Origin of the sequence: Proteus columbae (assembly GCF_009914335.1) — a bacterium.
Lineage (GTDB): Bacteria > Pseudomonadota > Gammaproteobacteria > Enterobacterales > Enterobacteriaceae > Proteus.
This window is the reverse complement of the sequence record NZ_CP043925.1, coordinates 2,555,852-2,571,198: the sequence shown is the minus strand read 5'-3', so window position 1 is coordinate 2,571,198 and position 15,347 is coordinate 2,555,852. Positions and strand designations below refer to the sequence as shown.

Here is a 15,347-nt window from a genome sequence, read left to right as displayed (position 1 = left end):
TATTTGGAGTGGAAAAGGTTAATCCTGTGTTTTCGACACTGTACGAAAAAGTTAAAAATATAAATCTGACAGCACAAGGTAATCTTTTACATTTGAAAGTCACCTTGCCAGCAGAGGTTTCATTTTCATTGCTCTCATGGCTTGCTGCGCAGTCGTATTATCCTCAATTTTATTGGCAGCATCGTGATGAACATGAAGAAGTGGCAGCCTGTGGACAATTACGCTGTTTCAATCATATTCAAGATGCACACCAATTTTTAGCTGTGCACCAATCGGATCCCTGTATTGATGATGTACGTATTTGGGGCTTAAATGCATGGGATACTATTATTCCTGGTCGTATTGATGAAAAGAATGGCGATGACGCCTACCTTTTTCTGCCATGGATTGAAATTCGACGCCACCAGCAACAGCTTTCTGTTCATCTAAATATGTTGAATGAAGGTGATAAACAAAGCACCTTAGATTTTCTGCAAACCTTAAATCAAGCGCTGGATATTGAGCCGCTTGCTGTTTCTGTGGTTTCGGTGAATCACTCCTTAACGCAAGCTCAGTGGGTCGATTATCTCACTCTTGCATTAGATGAAATACGTCAAAATCATTTTGAAAAAGTAGTACCTGCAAGAGCAACTTGCTTGACGTTGGATAATCCGCTAAAAGCAATTCAATTTATGAAAGCAAGTCGTGATGTTAATCATCACTGCTATCATTATATGTTGGCTTTTTCACCTTCTGATGCATTTATGGGGTCAACCCCAGAACGATTATATAAACGTGATGAGTTAATGCTGTATACCGAAGCGTTAGCAGGAACGGCTGCCAGCTCTGACAATGAACAGCAAGCGACAGAATTTGCAGATTGGCTGATGAATGACAAAAAAAATCAGCATGAAAATCTGGTGGTGGTCGATGATATTTGTCAGCGATTACAAGGAGGTGTTGAAGGTATTGATGTTTCAGCAGCGGATGTGATCCGACTCCGTAAAGTGCAACATCTTCGTCGTTATATACATGGGAAACTGATTGATTCTGATGATATTGACTGTTTAAAACGACTTCAACCTACTGCCGCAGTATGTGGCTTACCTCGTAGTATTGCTCGCGCTTTTATTCGTCAACATGAACCTTTTGAGCGTCGTTGGTATGCGGGTTCAGCAGGATATTTAGGATTACCACACACAGAATTTGCCGTAAGCCTACGTTGTGGTGAACTGCATGATGATACTCTGACACTTTATGCAGGTGCAGGTGTTGTTGCTGGTTCAGATCCGCTACAAGAATGGACTGAAATTGAGAATAAAGCTGCGGGTTTACGTACATTGCTAGAAAAAGAAAATTAATTTATTACAGATAATCTTAAATTTATTAAAACCATCAAAATTTGATGGTTTTATTTTAAGCGCATTTTTAGTGCTACTTTTCAATTAACTATTGCGATTTGTTAACTAATTGATGCTATTCTTTAAGCCACTTGTGCTATTTATTCTTATTCTTAACGATAAAAAGAGTTCATTGAAAATAGAGTGGATGATTAGCCTAAATAATGCACTCTTTGAGTGTTTCTTTAACGATTTATTTAACGAAAACGACTGTTCATTGAACTAGGCTAAAGAAAAGTATTTAGGAACAGATATTATAATAGCAATTGCAGGTTTTCGTTGTTGGGATGATCAATGTCTAATAGTTCGTTTAATCGCCAATGGGCTAAAGTTATACTCGAAGCTTTGACTCGTCATGGTTTACGCCATATCTGTATTGCACCCGGATCTCGTTCGACACCTTTAACACTTGCCGCAGCCGCAAATCATAAATTAACGTGTCATACACATTTTGATGAGCGTGGGTTGGGGCATTTAGCATTAGGGCTTGCAAAAGCATCGAAAGAACCTGTTGCTGTTATTGTGACATCGGGTACCGCGGTGGCTAACCTATATCCCGCTTTAATTGAAGCAGGATTAACGGGTGAGCGAGTGATCTTTTTAACCGCAGATAGACCGCCAGAATTAATTGATTGTGGTGCGAATCAAGCAATTCGTCAGCAAGGTATTTTTGCAACTCATCCTTCAAAAACACTCTCTTTACCACGACCGACAACTGATATTCCCGCAAGTTGGTTAGTTTCTACACTTGATAATGCGATGAATACATTGGTTCATGGCGCATTACACGTTAATTGCCCTTTTGCTGAACCGTTATATGGTGATGATGTTAAAACATCTACGCCGTGGACTGAGGCATTGGGCCATTGGTGGCAAAGTGATAAGCCGTGGTTACAAGAATCCCTTTTTACCTCTGTATCGACGCATCCTCAATGGGATGTTATACGTCAGAAAAAAGGGGTGGTTATCGCAGGACGTATTAGCCCAGAAGAAGGTGTCGAAGTTGCAAAATGGGCATCTCAATTAGGTTGGCCTTTATTGGGTGATGTTTTATCACAAACGGGGCAACCGTTGCCTTGTGCCGATTTATGGTTGAATAATCCACAGACAAAATCAGAATTAAATAAGGCTGAAATCGTTATTCAATTTGGTTCAAGTTTAACAGGTAAACGCTTATTACAATGGCAAGTAGGGTGCTCTCCAAAAACGTATTGGATCATTGATCCTATTCCGGGGCGCTTAGATCCTGGTCATCATCAAGGTGAGAAATTTACGTTATCACCGATGCAGTGGCTAACGGCACATTCTGCGGTTGATAATTCACCGTGGACTAATGCATTAACTAATATAGCCAAACAAACCTATCAAAAAGTTAGTGAAATAACCGATTATTTTGGTGAAGCACAGGTTGCGCACCAATTAGATAAATTACTTCCTAATGATGGACAATTATTTGTTGGCAATAGTCTGATAGTACGATTAATCGATGCATTTGCTCAGTTACCACAAGGTTATCCTGTGATGAGCAATCGAGGCGCAAGTGGTATTGATGGCTTAATTTCAACATCTGCGGGTGCTCATCGTGCAACAGAAAAGCCAACATTAACAATATTGGGTGATTTATCTGCACTGTATGATTTAAATAGTCTAGCGTTGCATCAACAAGTTTATGCGCCTAATGTTATTATCGTAGTGAATAATAACGGTGGGCAAATATTTTCAATGCTACCAACGCCAGAGGCAGAGCGAGAACGCTTTTACTGTATGCCTCATTCACTAAATTTCAAACACGCAGCTGCAATGTTTGGTTTGCATTATGTATCACCAACAAGTTGGGATGCACTGTTAACGACTGTTCAGAAATGCTGGGCAGGGGCGCCAATAACGACATTAATTGAATTAATTGTTGATGATACCGATGGTGCAAAAACATTAAATCAGCTGGTAAAACAGGTAACATCTCATGACTTTAGCATGTCAGCGATATAATACCCATAATGAAGGGCCTTGGTTAGTTTGGTTGCATGGGCTATTAGGTGAGGGTTGTGAATGGGAGCCTGTCATTCAAGCTTGCCATGAATATCCATCACTTGTGATTGATTTGCCTCGTCATGGTGGTTCTGCTTCTATCAGCGCGAAAAATTTTGTTGAAGTGAGTACGTTGCTGACAGATACACTAAAAGAGCAAGGTGTTGACCACTATTGGCTAATTGGTTATTCGTTAGGTGGCAGAATTTCGATGTATCATGCGTGTTTTGGTGATACTACGGGATTAATGGGGTTGATTGTAGAAGGTGGAAATCCAGGTTTATATGATGCAACAGAAAGACAAAATCGTATTGCACATGATAAACGCTGGGCTGAGCGTTTCCGTAATGAACCTATCAGTGACGTATTGGCACAGTGGTATCAGCAACCCGTATTTGCCGATCTAAGTGATGAGAAACGCCAATTACTCGTTGAAAAACGTTGTCATAACGCTGGTTTTTGTATTGCAGAAAGTTTAGAAACGCTTTCTTTAGGTAATCAACCTTGGCTTGTCACAGAGTTGCAGCAACTCACATTGCCGTTTATTTGGCTTTGTGGTGAAAAAGATAATAAATTTCAATCTATTGCGCAGCAGTATTCGCTGCCATTAACGACTATCCCGCAAGCTGGTCATAATGCCCATCAGGCACAGCCTGTTGCTTACGCTGCGGTGATAAATCATGTTTTATCCCTCTTTGGTTAAAGGAACCTAATTATGCTTTACCCGAGCGAAGAAAAATTATATGCACCGATTGAATGGCAGGATTGTTCTGAAGGTTTTGAAGATATCCTCTATCATAAATCAGTCGATGGCATTGCAAAAATTACGATTAACCGCCCGCAAGTGCGTAATGCTTTCCGTCCTTTGACAGTGAAAGAGATGATCCAAGCATTAGCGGATGCTCGTTATGATGACACCATTGGTACTATCATTTTAACGGGTGCTGGTGAAAAAGCGTTCTGTGCAGGTGGTGACCAAAAAATTCGCGGGGACTACGGCGGATACCGTGATGATAGCGGTACACATCACCTGAACGTGTTGGATTTCCAACGCCAAATCCGTACGTGTCCAAAACCTGTTGTGGCAATGGTCGCGGGTTATTCTATCGGTGGTGGCCATGTGCTTCATATGATGTGTGACTTAACCATTGCTGCTGAAAACGCGATTTTTGGTCAAACTGGTCCTAAAGTCGGTTCTTTCGATGGTGGCTGGGGTGCTTCTTATATGGCACGTATTGTAGGCCAAAAGAAAGCACGCGAAATTTGGTTCTTATGCCGTCAATATGATGCAAAAGAAGCATTAGAAATGGGATTAGTGAATACCGTTGTTCCTTATGCTGACCTTGAAAAAGAAACGGTGCGTTGGTGTCGTGAAATGCTGGAAAATAGCCCAATGGCATTACGTTGCTTAAAAGCTGCATTAAATGCAGATTGTGATGGTCAAGCGGGTCTTCAAGAATTAGCAGGTAATGCAACTATGCTGTTCTATATGACTGATGAAGGTCAAGAAGGCCGCAACGCCTTTAATGAAAAACGTCAACCTGATTTCTCTCGATTTAAACGTAACCCATAATGCGAAACGCCAAACTCTATTCATTCAGCCTTCCTGCTGATGCAGGCGTTGTACTGCGTTATCAAAGGCTAAAATCGCGTGATGGTTTTCTTGTCTGTTTAGAGCAAAATGGCAAACAAGGATGGGGTGAAATTTCACCTCTTCCTGAGTTTAGCCGTGAAACTTTAGAACAAGCCCAAGAAGCCGCACAATCTTGGTTAACGGCTTGGTGTGCGGGTGAAAACCCTGTTTATAGTGAACTACCAAGTGTCGCTTTTGGTATTAGCTGTGCATTAGCAGAGCTTGAAGGTACTTTGCCACAAGAAGCGAATTATCGTGCTGCACCTTTATGTAATGGCGATCCTGATGATTTGATTTTAAGCCTTAATGATATGGACGGTGAAAAAGTCGCTAAAATCAAAGTGGGTTTATATGAAGCTGTGCGTGATGGAATAGTCGTTAATTTGTTATTAGAAGCCATTCCAGACTTAAAATTAAGATTGGATGCAAACAGAAGTTGGACGCCAGCAAAAGCCGAAGGATTTGCGAAATATGTAAACCCTGCATGGCGAGATCGCATTGCATTCTTAGAAGAGCCATGTAAAACACCAGAAGAGTCACTCGCTTTTTCACAGGCAACAGGAATTAACATCGCTTGGGATGAAACTGTGCGTGATGAAGGTTTTGAAATCAAACCTCAAGCGGGTGTAACAACGATTGTTATCAAACCTACATTGGTGGGAAGCATTGAACGTTGCCAATCTTTTGTTGAACAAGCACATGCTTTAGGACTAGACGCCATTATCAGTTCAAGTATTGAAAGCAGCTTTGGGCTGACTCAATTGGCAAGAATTGCGCAGTGGTTAACGCCTAATAGCACTCCAGGGCTCGATACCGTTGATTTAATTAAACAACAACTTATTCGTCCTTGGCCAAATGTGGATATTCCACTTATCTCTCTTGAACAACTAGAGACAGTATGGCAACAGTAGTTCCATTTAAACAATGGCCGTGGCATCAATGGGCACAACTCTACCCAAATGAAACGGCCATCATTTCAGGTGTTTCACCTATTACATGGCAGCAACTCAGTTGTCATATTAATCACTTAGCTAACAATTTTGCTAAACAAGGTGTTGATACACAAAGCACAGTGCTGTTGCGTGGAAAAAATAACCTTAATCTTGTTTTTGCATTACTCGCTGTTTTTCAATGTGGAGCTAAGGTTTTACCTTTAAATCCACAAATTCCAAAGTCTTTACTTGATGATTTATTACCTCATTTACATATTGATTTTTATGCTGATCTGAGTGAATCAACGCTAGATCTGGATGCGGCTTTGCTTGATCTTAATGGTGTTGAGTTTAATAACGCACCACGTCAACATAAAAATGAAATAAAAGATGTACAGTGGGAGCCATCTCGCATGGCAACGCTTATTTTGACATCGGGTTCATCAGGTTTACCTAAAGCGGCTGTCCATACTTTTGATGCGCATCTTTGCAGTGCGGAAGGTGTTTTATCATTAATGCCCTTTGAGAAAGGTGATAGCTGGTTGCTCTCTTTACCTTTGTTTCATGTATCAGGACAAGGCATTTTTTGGCGTTGGTTGTTACGTGGCGCAACGCTGGTGGTGCGTGAAATGCATCCTTTTATTGATGCATTACAAGGTTGTACTCATGCTTCTTTAGTCCCTACACAGCTTTGGCGTTTCTTACAAAATAAAGCGCAACAAGATAGGCAATACTCGATCAGCCTAAAATCTGTTTTATTAGGTGGCGCGATGATCCCCATTGAATTAACGCAAGAAGCAGAGCATTGCGGAATTCAATGCTGGTGTGGTTATGGCATGACCGAAATGGCATCCACTGTTTGCGCCAAACGCGCAGATGGTAAAGCGGGAGTAGGGCTACCATTAAAAGGCAAAGGTGTAAGACTAATCGATGATGAAATTCAGATTAAATCAGACAGTGTTGCTTTAGGTTATTGGTTTGATGGTAAATTAAAACCGTTATCACTCACTGCGGATGGCTGGTATTCAACACGAGATAAAGGTGACTTTATCGCTGATGAATGGTGTGTTTTAGGACGCTTGGATAATCTCTTTTTTAGTGCTGGCGAAGGTATTCAACCAGAAGATATAGAAAAAATTCTTAATACACATCCAAGTGTTAGTCAGTCTTTTGTTGTCCCTATTGATGATGCTGAATTTGGGCAACGTCCTGTCGCGGCTGTCGATGCTGATATTGAAATAATCAATCAATTACCACAATGGTATCACTCTCGATTAGCTGGATTTCAACGACCCGTTGCTTGCCTGCAACTCCCTGAAAGCCTAAAGAATGGCGGAATTAAAATTTCCCGTAAACAAGTGCAAGAGTGGGTGAAAGGGCAAATGGCTCTTAAGAAGATATAATTGTTATTTATTTATTAATACTAAAGGCGAAGTCTTTAATTCATATAATTAACTATTTCTTTAATATAAAAATATGCCCCTAGCTTTTAACTAGGGGCATGAGTGCCGAGTTGCTCACAGGGCTTCTTATTATGCGGTTATTTAGCGTCTTTTTTTGCTAATGCTTTCATTGCTTTTTCAACACCAGCACCATATTCAGGATGGACTTTCTTAAATAGGGCAATTTGACGTTTTTGTGTATCTTTACTTGCTTGAATTAATTCGCCTGCGATGCGAGCAAACATACGTTGGTGCTCTTCATCACTCAGTAATTCATACAGTGCACGAGGTTGACTGAAGTAATCTTCATCTTCACGATGATTCCAGTGATCTGCCGCGCCTTCGATAGATAATGGTGGCTCTTTGAAATTAGGCTGTTCTTGGAACATACCGCCATTATTTGGCTCATAGGTAATACCGCTGCCACTATTACCATCAACACGCATTGCACCATCACGATGATAATTGTGGAATGGGCATTTAGGGGCATTAACAGGGATCTGATGATGGTTAACACCTAAACGATAGCGATGTGCATCACCATAAGAGAATAGGCGACCTTGTAACATTTTATCTGGTGAAAAACCAATACCAGGAACGATGTTGGCTGGGCTAAATGCTGCTTGCTCTACATCAGAGAAATAGTTTTCAGGATTACGGTTTAATTCAAAATAACCCACATCGATTAATGGATAATCCGCATGAGGCCAAACTTTAGTTAAATCAAAAGGATTATAAGGAACTTTTGAAGCTTCTTTCTCTGGCATTACTTGAATTTGTAAATTCCAACGTGGGAAATCACCGCGCTCAATAGCATCAAATAAATCACGTTGTGAGCTTTCTCTGTCTTGACCTACTAGCATTTGCGCTTCATCATCCATCAGATTTTTAATGCCTTGTTGGCAACGGAAATGAAACTTAACCCAAAAACGCTCGTTATCTTTATTAATAAAGCTATAAGTGTGACTACCAAAACCATGAATAAAGCGATAACTTTTTGGTAAACCGCGGTCGCTCATATCAATGGTCAACTGGTGTAATGCTTCAGGTAAATGAGAGAAAAAATCCCATTTGTAAGCTAAATTACGCAGATTAGTTTTAGGGTCACGTTTTACAACGTGGTTTAAGTCAGGGAATTTCAGGGCATCACGAAGATAGAAAACGGGCGTGTTATTACCCACCATATCCCAGTTACCTTCTTCGGTATAAAATTTTAACGCAAAGCCGCGAATATCACGTTCAGCGTCTGCTGCACCTCTTTCACCCGCAACAGTGGAAAAACGAGCAAACATGTCTGTTTTTTTGCCCACTTTAGAGAATATTTTAGCACGAGTATATTTCGTAATGTCGTGAGTCACTTTAAATGTACCAAAAGCACCAGAGCCTTTTGCGTGCATACGTCTTTCAGGAATAACTTCACGATCGAAGTGAGCAAGCTTTTCTAGAAACCAGACATCTTGAAGTAACATTGGGCCGCGAGGGCCTGCTGTCATCGAGTTATTATTGTCTACAACTGGCGCACCAGATGCCGTTGTTAGCTTTTTCTTTTCCATCACATATCTCCAGTTTATGAAATAATGAACGTTCTAAAAAATAGCATGTGTGAATAAAACGAAGCGAACAGCCTTATACTTATTATGGTTAATATTGACTGTAATTCCACTTTAGCAATAATAAACTCATTAATAAAACCAATTAGACCAATAACATTGATAGACGTAACTTATTTACATAGATTGAAAATTCTACAGATTAGCTTTCAATTTTAGCTAAAGTTGTTTAATAAATTTGTTGTATAATTATAAGTTAGGACAATTATTTGCTGGAGTAATAACAATGAAAAAATATTTATTGGTCGGCGCTGTAAGTGCGTTATTTATGGCTGGTAATGCAAATGCAGTATCAATGAATATTCAAGCGGGTAAGCATTACACTGATGTTCGTGCGGGTTTAGGTGATCCTAACGCAGGGCTATCTTTTAATGGTAACTGGGCACGAAGTGATCATGATGGTCAGACGGGTAGTCTAGGTGCAAAATTCGCATTACCATTAGGACCTTTCTCTGCGAGTGTTGGAGGTAAAGCACTCTACTTATCACCAAAAAATGGTGATGATGGTGCTGCACTAGCGGGTGGTGTAGGTTTAAACTGGAATGTATTCCCTTCATTGAATGTTTATGGTGAAGCTTATGCTTCTCCTGAAGGATTAACCTCTGGCAGCAAATCTTATTATGAAGCTGATGTGGGTGCTCAATTAACAGTATTTAAACCACTGCATGTTAATGCAGGTTACCGTGTAATTGAAATCGAAAACTCACATAATAGAAGTAATAATAAAATTGCTGATGGTTTCTATGTTGGCGCTGGTTTAAGCTTCTAATTTAGAAAAAGCAGATAAGATCAAATAAAAAGCAGGTGTTGAAAAATCAGCACCTGCTTTTTTTGTTGTTAGTATAAGTGAGTATTTAGCCGACTTGTGGTAATAAACCAAAAGTGATAGCGATTTGAATACCAATAACCACCAGACCACAAATAAACACAATACCTAATGCACCTTTCCCGCCTTTAACTTTGTATTTATCTGCACCGTTTTGTTCTTGTCTAACTTTCCATACTAATAAAGCAGGTAGAAGCAACGCTAAGATTGACAGGGCAATAGCGGCATAGGCTAATGCTTGTACAAAGTTAGGAAAATAAAGCGCGCATAGTAAAGGAGGCGCAAACGTTAATAGGCTTGATTGTATACGCCCAGTTGCACGATTACTGCGTTTGAATAGGTCAGCAAGATAATCAAATAGGCCTAATGCAACACCAAGAAACGAGGTAGCTAAAGCTAATGCAGCAAATAGGTTAACTGCAATATTCACGCGAGGTGTAGCAACAACATCACGGATAGCAGTAAGCAGACCATTTAATCCAGATTGTTGCGCCATAATTCCCATAAAAGTATTTGTTGGGATGGCACCTAAAGTGGCAATTTGCCATAAAATATAAGCAACAAGCGGAATAGCACTACCAATAATAAAGATAATACGTAGCTTTTTAATATCGCCGTTCATGTAACTTACAATACTTGGCACACTACCATGGAAACCAAATGAGGTAAAAATAACAGGAATAGCAGAAAGAATAAGCCCATATGCCACAGGCATTGAGGTTAAGTTTACTGATTCAACGTGAGGTAACATCACAATCAGCATAAATATGAGGAAGAAAACTTTTGCGGTAAACAATAGGCGGTTAATCATATCAACCGATGTTGTACCAATTCCTACCACCGCTCCACCAATCACTGTAAAGATAATGATACCTTGTGTGACAGAAAGCTCATGACCAATCCAAGATGAGAGTGTGGATGAGAGTAGTTCACCTGCACCACTAATATAAGCAGTTGTTAGCGCATACATTAATAGTAATAGTGCAAGTCCTGTGATCACTTGACCACCAACACCAAGGTAGCGCTTTGCAATAGAGCCAAGACCAGTATGAGGATCATTGTATTGATAAACTTCCACCAGCAGTAACGCGGTATAGCTCATCAATAACCATAAGCCAACAAGCAATAGCATCATGGTGCTAAAACCAATACCCACGGCAGCCAGTGGCATTGCCAGCATACCTGCCCCAATTGTTGTTCCTGCAACAATAAAAACACTGCCTATAGTGCGATTCTTCACAAAATCCTCTGTTCTCTAAACTATTTTATTTATTTAAAAAGCAGGGTATAAGAATGGTAAATTTCTGTCAAATTTTAATTACGTACACTGTAATGATTAGTTTACAAAAAGGATTTTGTGAATAAAAAAACGCCAATTATAAATATGAATTGGCGCTTTAAGAGAGATATTTATAGGAGCGTTAATCGTCAAGCTCTACCATTCGTCTTATTTGATCACGATTAATTTGTTTAATTTGCCCTGTTTCTGAATCTTTGTAGGTAATTAATCCAGTTGCTTCATCTTCTTGGGGTTTATCTGTCGTTAAAATTGTTTCCCCATTAACTGTTTCTATTTTTTGTGGACTTGAACAGCCCGCGACGAGCAGAATTGATGTGGAAATAGCAACAGCGGAGAAAATAGAACTTAATTTCATAATACTTTTCCTTTTTTATCAATGTTATTTGTAACTTTAGTCAAAGATGAACAAGAGTGTTAGGAAAAAGCCAAAATTAAGATAATTCAAATTACTCAGAGCAAATTTCTATTTCGATATCACTAATGGGATGGCAACTACAGGGGAGTATTTCATCGGCTTGGATAAACGCTAAAGGCTCATTGCGATAACACACTTTGCCTTTCACTAAGCGTAGACGACAAGAGCCACAATAGCCTTCACGACATTGGTATTCGACTTGGACTTTCCCATGCTCTAATGCATCAAGCAAAGAAGGATGGGTGTCAGTATGAAATTCTAAAGGTGTTGAAAGACCCTGCTGATGCAGGGTCACTTTATGAGATGCCATAACGTATCGGTGTTATTTCTCAGTATTACAGTTCAAAGTTACTTAGGTCATCAGTATCAACTTGTGAATCGATTTGACCCACGAGGTAAGAACTGACTTCAACTTCTTGAGGTGCAACTTGAACGTTGTCAGACACTAACCATGCATTGATCCATGGAATAGGGTTAGAACGTGCTTTAAATGGTAATTTAAGACCCACTGCTTGCATGCGAATATTGGTGATATATTCAACATATTGGCAAAGGATATCTTTATTTAAACCAATCATAGAGCCTTCAGAGAACAGGTATTCCGCCCACTCTTTTTCTTGCTCTGCCGCTTCAACAAACAGGTCATAACACTCTTGCTCACATTCAGCCGCAATTTCTGCCATTTCAGGATCATCTTGACCTGAACGCAGTAAATTCAGCATGTGCTGTGTTCCTGTTAAATGCAAGGCTTCATCACGAGCAATTAATCGAATGATTTTAGCATTACCTTCCATTAATTCACGTTCCGCAAAGGCAAATGAACAGGCAAAGCTAACGTAGAAACGAATCGCTTCTAATGCATTGACGCTCATTAAGCACAGGTAAAGCTGTTTTTTCAGTTTACGCAGTGTAACGTGTACCATCTCGCCTTTGACTTCATGATCACCTTCACCAAACATATGGTAAAGATTAGTGAGTCTGATCAGTTCATCGTAGTAAGAAGAAATATCACGCGCACGTTTTAAAATTTCTTCATTTTCAACGATATCATCAAACACAACTGACGGATCGTTAACAATATTACGAATAATATGAGTATAAGAGCGTGAGTGGATGGTTTCAGAGAATGACCATGTTTCAACCCATGTCTCTAACTCTGGGATTGAGATTAAAGGTAAGAATGCCACGTTAGGGCTTCTTCCTTGAATCGAATCCAACAGCGTTTGATATTTTAAGTTACTAATAAAAATATGTTTTTCATGATCAGGTAACGCATTATAGTCAATACGATCACGAGAAACGTCCACTTCTTCTGGACGCCAGAAGAAGGAGAGCTGTTTTTCAATTAGCTTTTCAAAAATAGGATATTTTTGCTGATCATAACGCGCTACGTTAACAGGTTGCCCAAAAAACATGGGCTCCTGAAGTTGATCATTTTTAACTTGTGAAAAAGTAGTATAAGACATAGCTTCCTCAATTAAATTTTACACGCGCCGCCTTCACAATCTGAATCTTCCGTCTCAACGACTTCTTCCAGATCACCCTGAACATCGTCTGCACCGTCACGGGTATTGTGATAATAAAGTGTTTTCACACCATATTTGTAAGCGAGCAGCAAATCTTTCAGCAGTTGGTTCATTGGAACCTTACCGCTAGGGAAACGAGTAGGATCGTAGTTAGTGTTTGCAGAAATCGCTTGGTCAACGAATTTTTGCATAATACCGACTAACTGCAAGTAACCTTCAATACTTGGCATTTGCCACAGTAATTCATAAGCGCCTTTCAAACGCTCATACTCAGGAACCACTTGACGTAAAATACCGTCTTTAGAGGCTTTAATACTGATATAACCACGCGGTGGCTCGATACCATTTGTCGCATTCGAAATCTGTGAAGAGGTTTCTGATGGCATCAGCGCGGATAGTGTTGAGTTACGTAAACCGTACTCTTTAATGTCTTTGCGTAAGCCTTCCCAATCGTAATGCAGTGGTTCATTGGTCAGTACATCTAATGATTTTTTATAAGTATCAATAGGTAAAATACCTTCAGCGTAAGTGGTTTCATTAAACCATGGGCATGCGCCTTGTTCTTTCGCTAATTCATTAGATGCTTTTAATAAATAGTATTGAATAGCTTCAAATGCACGATGGGTTAAGTTATTTGCACTACCATCAGAGTAGCGGACACCGTGTTTTGCTAAATAATAAGCAAAGTTAATAACACCAATACCTAAAGTACGACGACCCATTGCCCCTTTTTGAGCTGCCAAGATTGGATAGTCTTGATAATCTAACAATGCGTCAAGTGAACGAACGGCTAAACGAGCAAGTTCTTCTAAATCATCAAGATTTTCAATTGCACCTAAGTTAAATGCAGATAACGTACACAGTGCAATTTCACCATTAGGGTCTTTAATATCATTTAATGGTTTAGTTGGCAGTGCAATTTCTAAGCATAAGTTTGATTGGCGAATTGGTGCAACAGCCGGATCAAATGGGCTATGTGTATTACAATGGTCAACGTTCTGAATGTAAATGCGGCCAGTTGAGGCACGTTCTTGCATCATTAATGAGAATAACTCAACCGCTTTAACTTGTTTTTGGCGGATGCTTTTGTCTTTCTCATATTGTACATATAAGCGTTCAAATTCGTCTTGGTCTGCAAAGAATGCATCGTATAAACCAGGAACATCAGAAGGGCTGAATAAAGTAATATCCTGACCTTTGATTAAACGCTCATACATTAATTTGTTTAATTGCACGCCATAATCTAAATGACGAACACGGTTATCTTCAACACCACGGTTATTTTTCAGTACCAGCAGGCTTTCAACTTCTAAATGCCATAATGGGTAGAATAAGGTTGCCGCACCACCACGAACACCACCTTGTGAGCAAGATTTCACCGCAGTTTGGAAGTGTTTATAGAAAGGGATACAGCCTGTGTGGAACGCTTCACCATTACGAATAGCGCTACCTAATGCACGAATACGACCTGCATTGATACCAATACCCGCACGTTGAGAAACGTATTTCACAATAGCACTTGATGTTGCATTGATAGAATCAAGGCTGTCGTCGCACTCAATTAAAACACAAGAGCTAAATTGACGAGTTGGTGTTCTTACACCCGCCATGATTGGCGTTGGTAATGAAATTTTAAAGGTTGAAATCGCATTATAGAAGCGTTCGATATAGTCCATACGTGTTGCTTGTGGATAACGAGAAAACAAGCAAGCAGCGACTAGAACGTATAAAAATTGCGCACTTTCGTAAATTTCACCTGTAATACGGTTTTGAACGAAGTATTTGCCTTCTAATTGTTTAACCGCAGCGTAGGAGAAATTCATATCACGTTGATGAACAATAAAGTTATTCATCTGTTCGAACTCTTCTTGCGTGTAATCTTCGAGAAGATGGCGATCGTATTTGCCTAAATCGACTAATTTTTTAACGTGATCATACAGAGCTGGTGGCTCAAATTGGCCATACGCTTTTTTACGTAAATTAAATACGGCAAGACGGGCAGCGAGATACTGATAATCAGGCGTTTCACCAGAGATTAAGTCTGCAGCAGCTTTTACCAGCGTTTCATGGATATCAGCAGTTTTGATACCATCATAAAACTGAATCTGAGAACGTAATTCAACTTGAGATACAGAGACATTTTCTAGACCTTCAGCGGCCCAGGCGATAACACGGTGAATTTTGTCTAAGTCAATGCGTTCTTTATGACCATCACGTTTTGTGACGAGCAGGCTGTGATTCATGAGCGATGCACCT

Annotated in this window: 13 protein-coding genes; 7 read left to right on the top strand and 6 right to left on the bottom strand. The window is 39.9% G+C overall.

The genetic code is table 11. The features are described from left to right. Positions 1-8 precede the first annotated feature (8 nt). The 6 genes from F1325_RS12325 to menE all read left to right on the top strand — a co-directional run bounded on the left by F1325_RS12325 (position 9) and on the right by menE (position 7,375). On the top strand, positions 9-1,340 hold the full coding sequence (locus tag F1325_RS12325) for an isochorismate synthase (RefSeq protein ID WP_160230525.1): 1,332 nt from the start codon (positions 9-11) through the stop codon (positions 1,338-1,340). A 333-nt stretch (positions 1,341-1,673) separates the two neighbouring features. Then, the gene (menD, locus tag F1325_RS12320; RefSeq protein WP_109374131.1) at positions 1,674-3,368 is read left to right on the top strand and encodes a 2-succinyl-5-enolpyruvyl-6-hydroxy-3-cyclohexene-1-carboxylic-acid synthase; all 1,695 of its coding nucleotides are present in this window, start codon (positions 1,674-1,676) and stop codon (positions 3,366-3,368) included. Continuing rightward, complete coding sequence (gene menH, locus F1325_RS12315) at positions 3,343-4,110, top strand: 2-succinyl-6-hydroxy-2,4-cyclohexadiene-1-carboxylate synthase (protein ID WP_160230524.1); 768 nt, start codon at positions 3,343-3,345, stop codon at positions 4,108-4,110. Before menD ends, menH begins: the two co-directional genes overlap by 26 nt. Before the next feature lie 12 nt (positions 4,111-4,122). After that, positions 4,123-4,980, top strand: a complete 858-nt coding sequence (gene menB / locus F1325_RS12310; RefSeq protein WP_109374133.1) for a 1,4-dihydroxy-2-naphthoyl-CoA synthase — start codon at positions 4,123-4,125, stop codon at positions 4,978-4,980. Continuing rightward, positions 4,980-5,951 (top strand): o-succinylbenzoate synthase, encoded by a 972-nt coding sequence (gene menC, locus F1325_RS12305; RefSeq protein WP_160230523.1) that lies wholly within the window; start codon positions 4,980-4,982, stop codon positions 5,949-5,951. The genes menB and menC overlap by 1 nt, the downstream gene beginning before the upstream one ends. Continuing rightward, positions 5,939-7,375 (top strand): o-succinylbenzoate--CoA ligase, encoded by a 1,437-nt coding sequence (gene menE / locus F1325_RS12300; RefSeq protein ID WP_160230522.1) that lies wholly within the window; start codon positions 5,939-5,941, stop codon positions 7,373-7,375. The genes menC and menE overlap by 13 nt, the downstream gene beginning before the upstream one ends. Positions 7,376-7,512: 137 nt before the next feature. Here menE and F1325_RS12295 read toward each other — a convergent pair whose 3' ends face one another. Then, on the bottom strand, positions 7,513-8,967 hold the full coding sequence (locus tag F1325_RS12295) for a catalase (protein ID WP_160230521.1): 1,455 nt from the start codon (positions 8,965-8,967) through the stop codon (positions 7,513-7,515). 283 nt (positions 8,968-9,250) lie between these two features. Between F1325_RS12295 and F1325_RS12290 the strand changes: the two genes are divergently transcribed. Continuing rightward, the gene (locus F1325_RS12290) at positions 9,251-9,793 is read left to right on the top strand and encodes a YfaZ family outer membrane protein (protein ID WP_100158496.1); all 543 of its coding nucleotides are present in this window, start codon (positions 9,251-9,253) and stop codon (positions 9,791-9,793) included. Positions 9,794-9,878: 85 nt separating this feature from the next. Here F1325_RS12290 and tyrP read toward each other — a convergent pair whose 3' ends face one another. The 5 genes from tyrP to nrdA all read right to left on the bottom strand — a co-directional run bounded on the left by tyrP (position 9,879) and on the right by nrdA (position 15,334). Then, the gene (gene tyrP, locus F1325_RS12285) at positions 9,879-11,030 is read right to left on the bottom strand and encodes a tyrosine transporter TyrP (RefSeq protein ID WP_244185081.1); all 1,152 of its coding nucleotides are present in this window, start codon (positions 11,028-11,030) and stop codon (positions 9,879-9,881) included. 241 nt (positions 11,031-11,271) lie between these two features. Then, positions 11,272-11,505 carry a YgdI/YgdR family lipoprotein gene (locus F1325_RS12280; RefSeq protein WP_109374138.1) on the bottom strand — a complete coding sequence of 78 codons (234 nt, stop codon included), beginning with the start codon at positions 11,503-11,505 and terminating at the stop codon, positions 11,272-11,274. A 91-nt stretch (positions 11,506-11,596) separates the two neighbouring features. Beyond that, the gene (gene yfaE / locus F1325_RS12275; RefSeq protein ID WP_109374139.1) at positions 11,597-11,875 is read right to left on the bottom strand and encodes a class I ribonucleotide reductase maintenance protein YfaE; all 279 of its coding nucleotides are present in this window, start codon (positions 11,873-11,875) and stop codon (positions 11,597-11,599) included. A gap of 25 nt (positions 11,876-11,900) precedes the next feature. Then, positions 11,901-13,031, bottom strand: coding sequence for a class Ia ribonucleoside-diphosphate reductase subunit beta (gene nrdB, locus F1325_RS12270; RefSeq protein ID WP_109374140.1), 1,131 nt, complete (start codon positions 13,029-13,031; stop codon positions 11,901-11,903). Between the two features lie 11 nt (positions 13,032-13,042). Then, on the bottom strand, positions 13,043-15,334 hold the full coding sequence (gene nrdA / locus F1325_RS12265; protein WP_109374141.1) for a class 1a ribonucleoside-diphosphate reductase subunit alpha: 2,292 nt from the start codon (positions 15,332-15,334) through the stop codon (positions 13,043-13,045). Positions 15,335-15,347 lie beyond the last annotated feature (13 nt).

Coding starts and splice junctions, on each gene's coding strand:
- menD (WP_109374131.1), top strand. CDS start 1,674: ATGTCTAATAGTTCGTTTAATCGCCAATGGGCTAAAGTTATACTCGAA.
- menH (WP_160230524.1), top strand. CDS start 3,343: ATGACTTTAGCATGTCAGCGATATAATACCCATAATGAAGGGCCTTGG.
- menB (WP_109374133.1), top strand. CDS start 4,123: ATGCTTTACCCGAGCGAAGAAAAATTATATGCACCGATTGAATGGCAG.
- menC (WP_160230523.1), top strand. CDS start 4,980: ATGCGAAACGCCAAACTCTATTCATTCAGCCTTCCTGCTGATGCAGGC.
- menE (WP_160230522.1), top strand. CDS start 5,939: ATGGCAACAGTAGTTCCATTTAAACAATGGCCGTGGCATCAATGGGCA.
- F1325_RS12295 (WP_160230521.1), bottom strand. CDS start 8,967: ATGGAAAAGAAAAAGCTAACAACGGCATCTGGTGCGCCAGTTGTAGAC.
- F1325_RS12290 (WP_100158496.1), top strand. CDS start 9,251: ATGAAAAAATATTTATTGGTCGGCGCTGTAAGTGCGTTATTTATGGCT.
- tyrP (WP_244185081.1), bottom strand. CDS start 11,030: ATGCTGGCAATGCCACTGGCTGCCGTGGGTATTGGTTTTAGCACCATG.
- F1325_RS12280 (WP_109374138.1), bottom strand. CDS start 11,505: ATGAAATTAAGTTCTATTTTCTCCGCTGTTGCTATTTCCACATCAATT.
- yfaE (WP_109374139.1), bottom strand. CDS start 11,875: ATGGCATCTCATAAAGTGACCCTGCATCAGCAGGGTCTTTCAACACCT.
- nrdB (WP_109374140.1), bottom strand. CDS start 13,031: ATGTCTTATACTACTTTTTCACAAGTTAAAAATGATCAACTTCAGGAG.
- nrdA (WP_109374141.1), bottom strand. CDS start 15,334: ATGAATCACAGCCTGCTCGTCACAAAACGTGATGGTCATAAAGAACGC.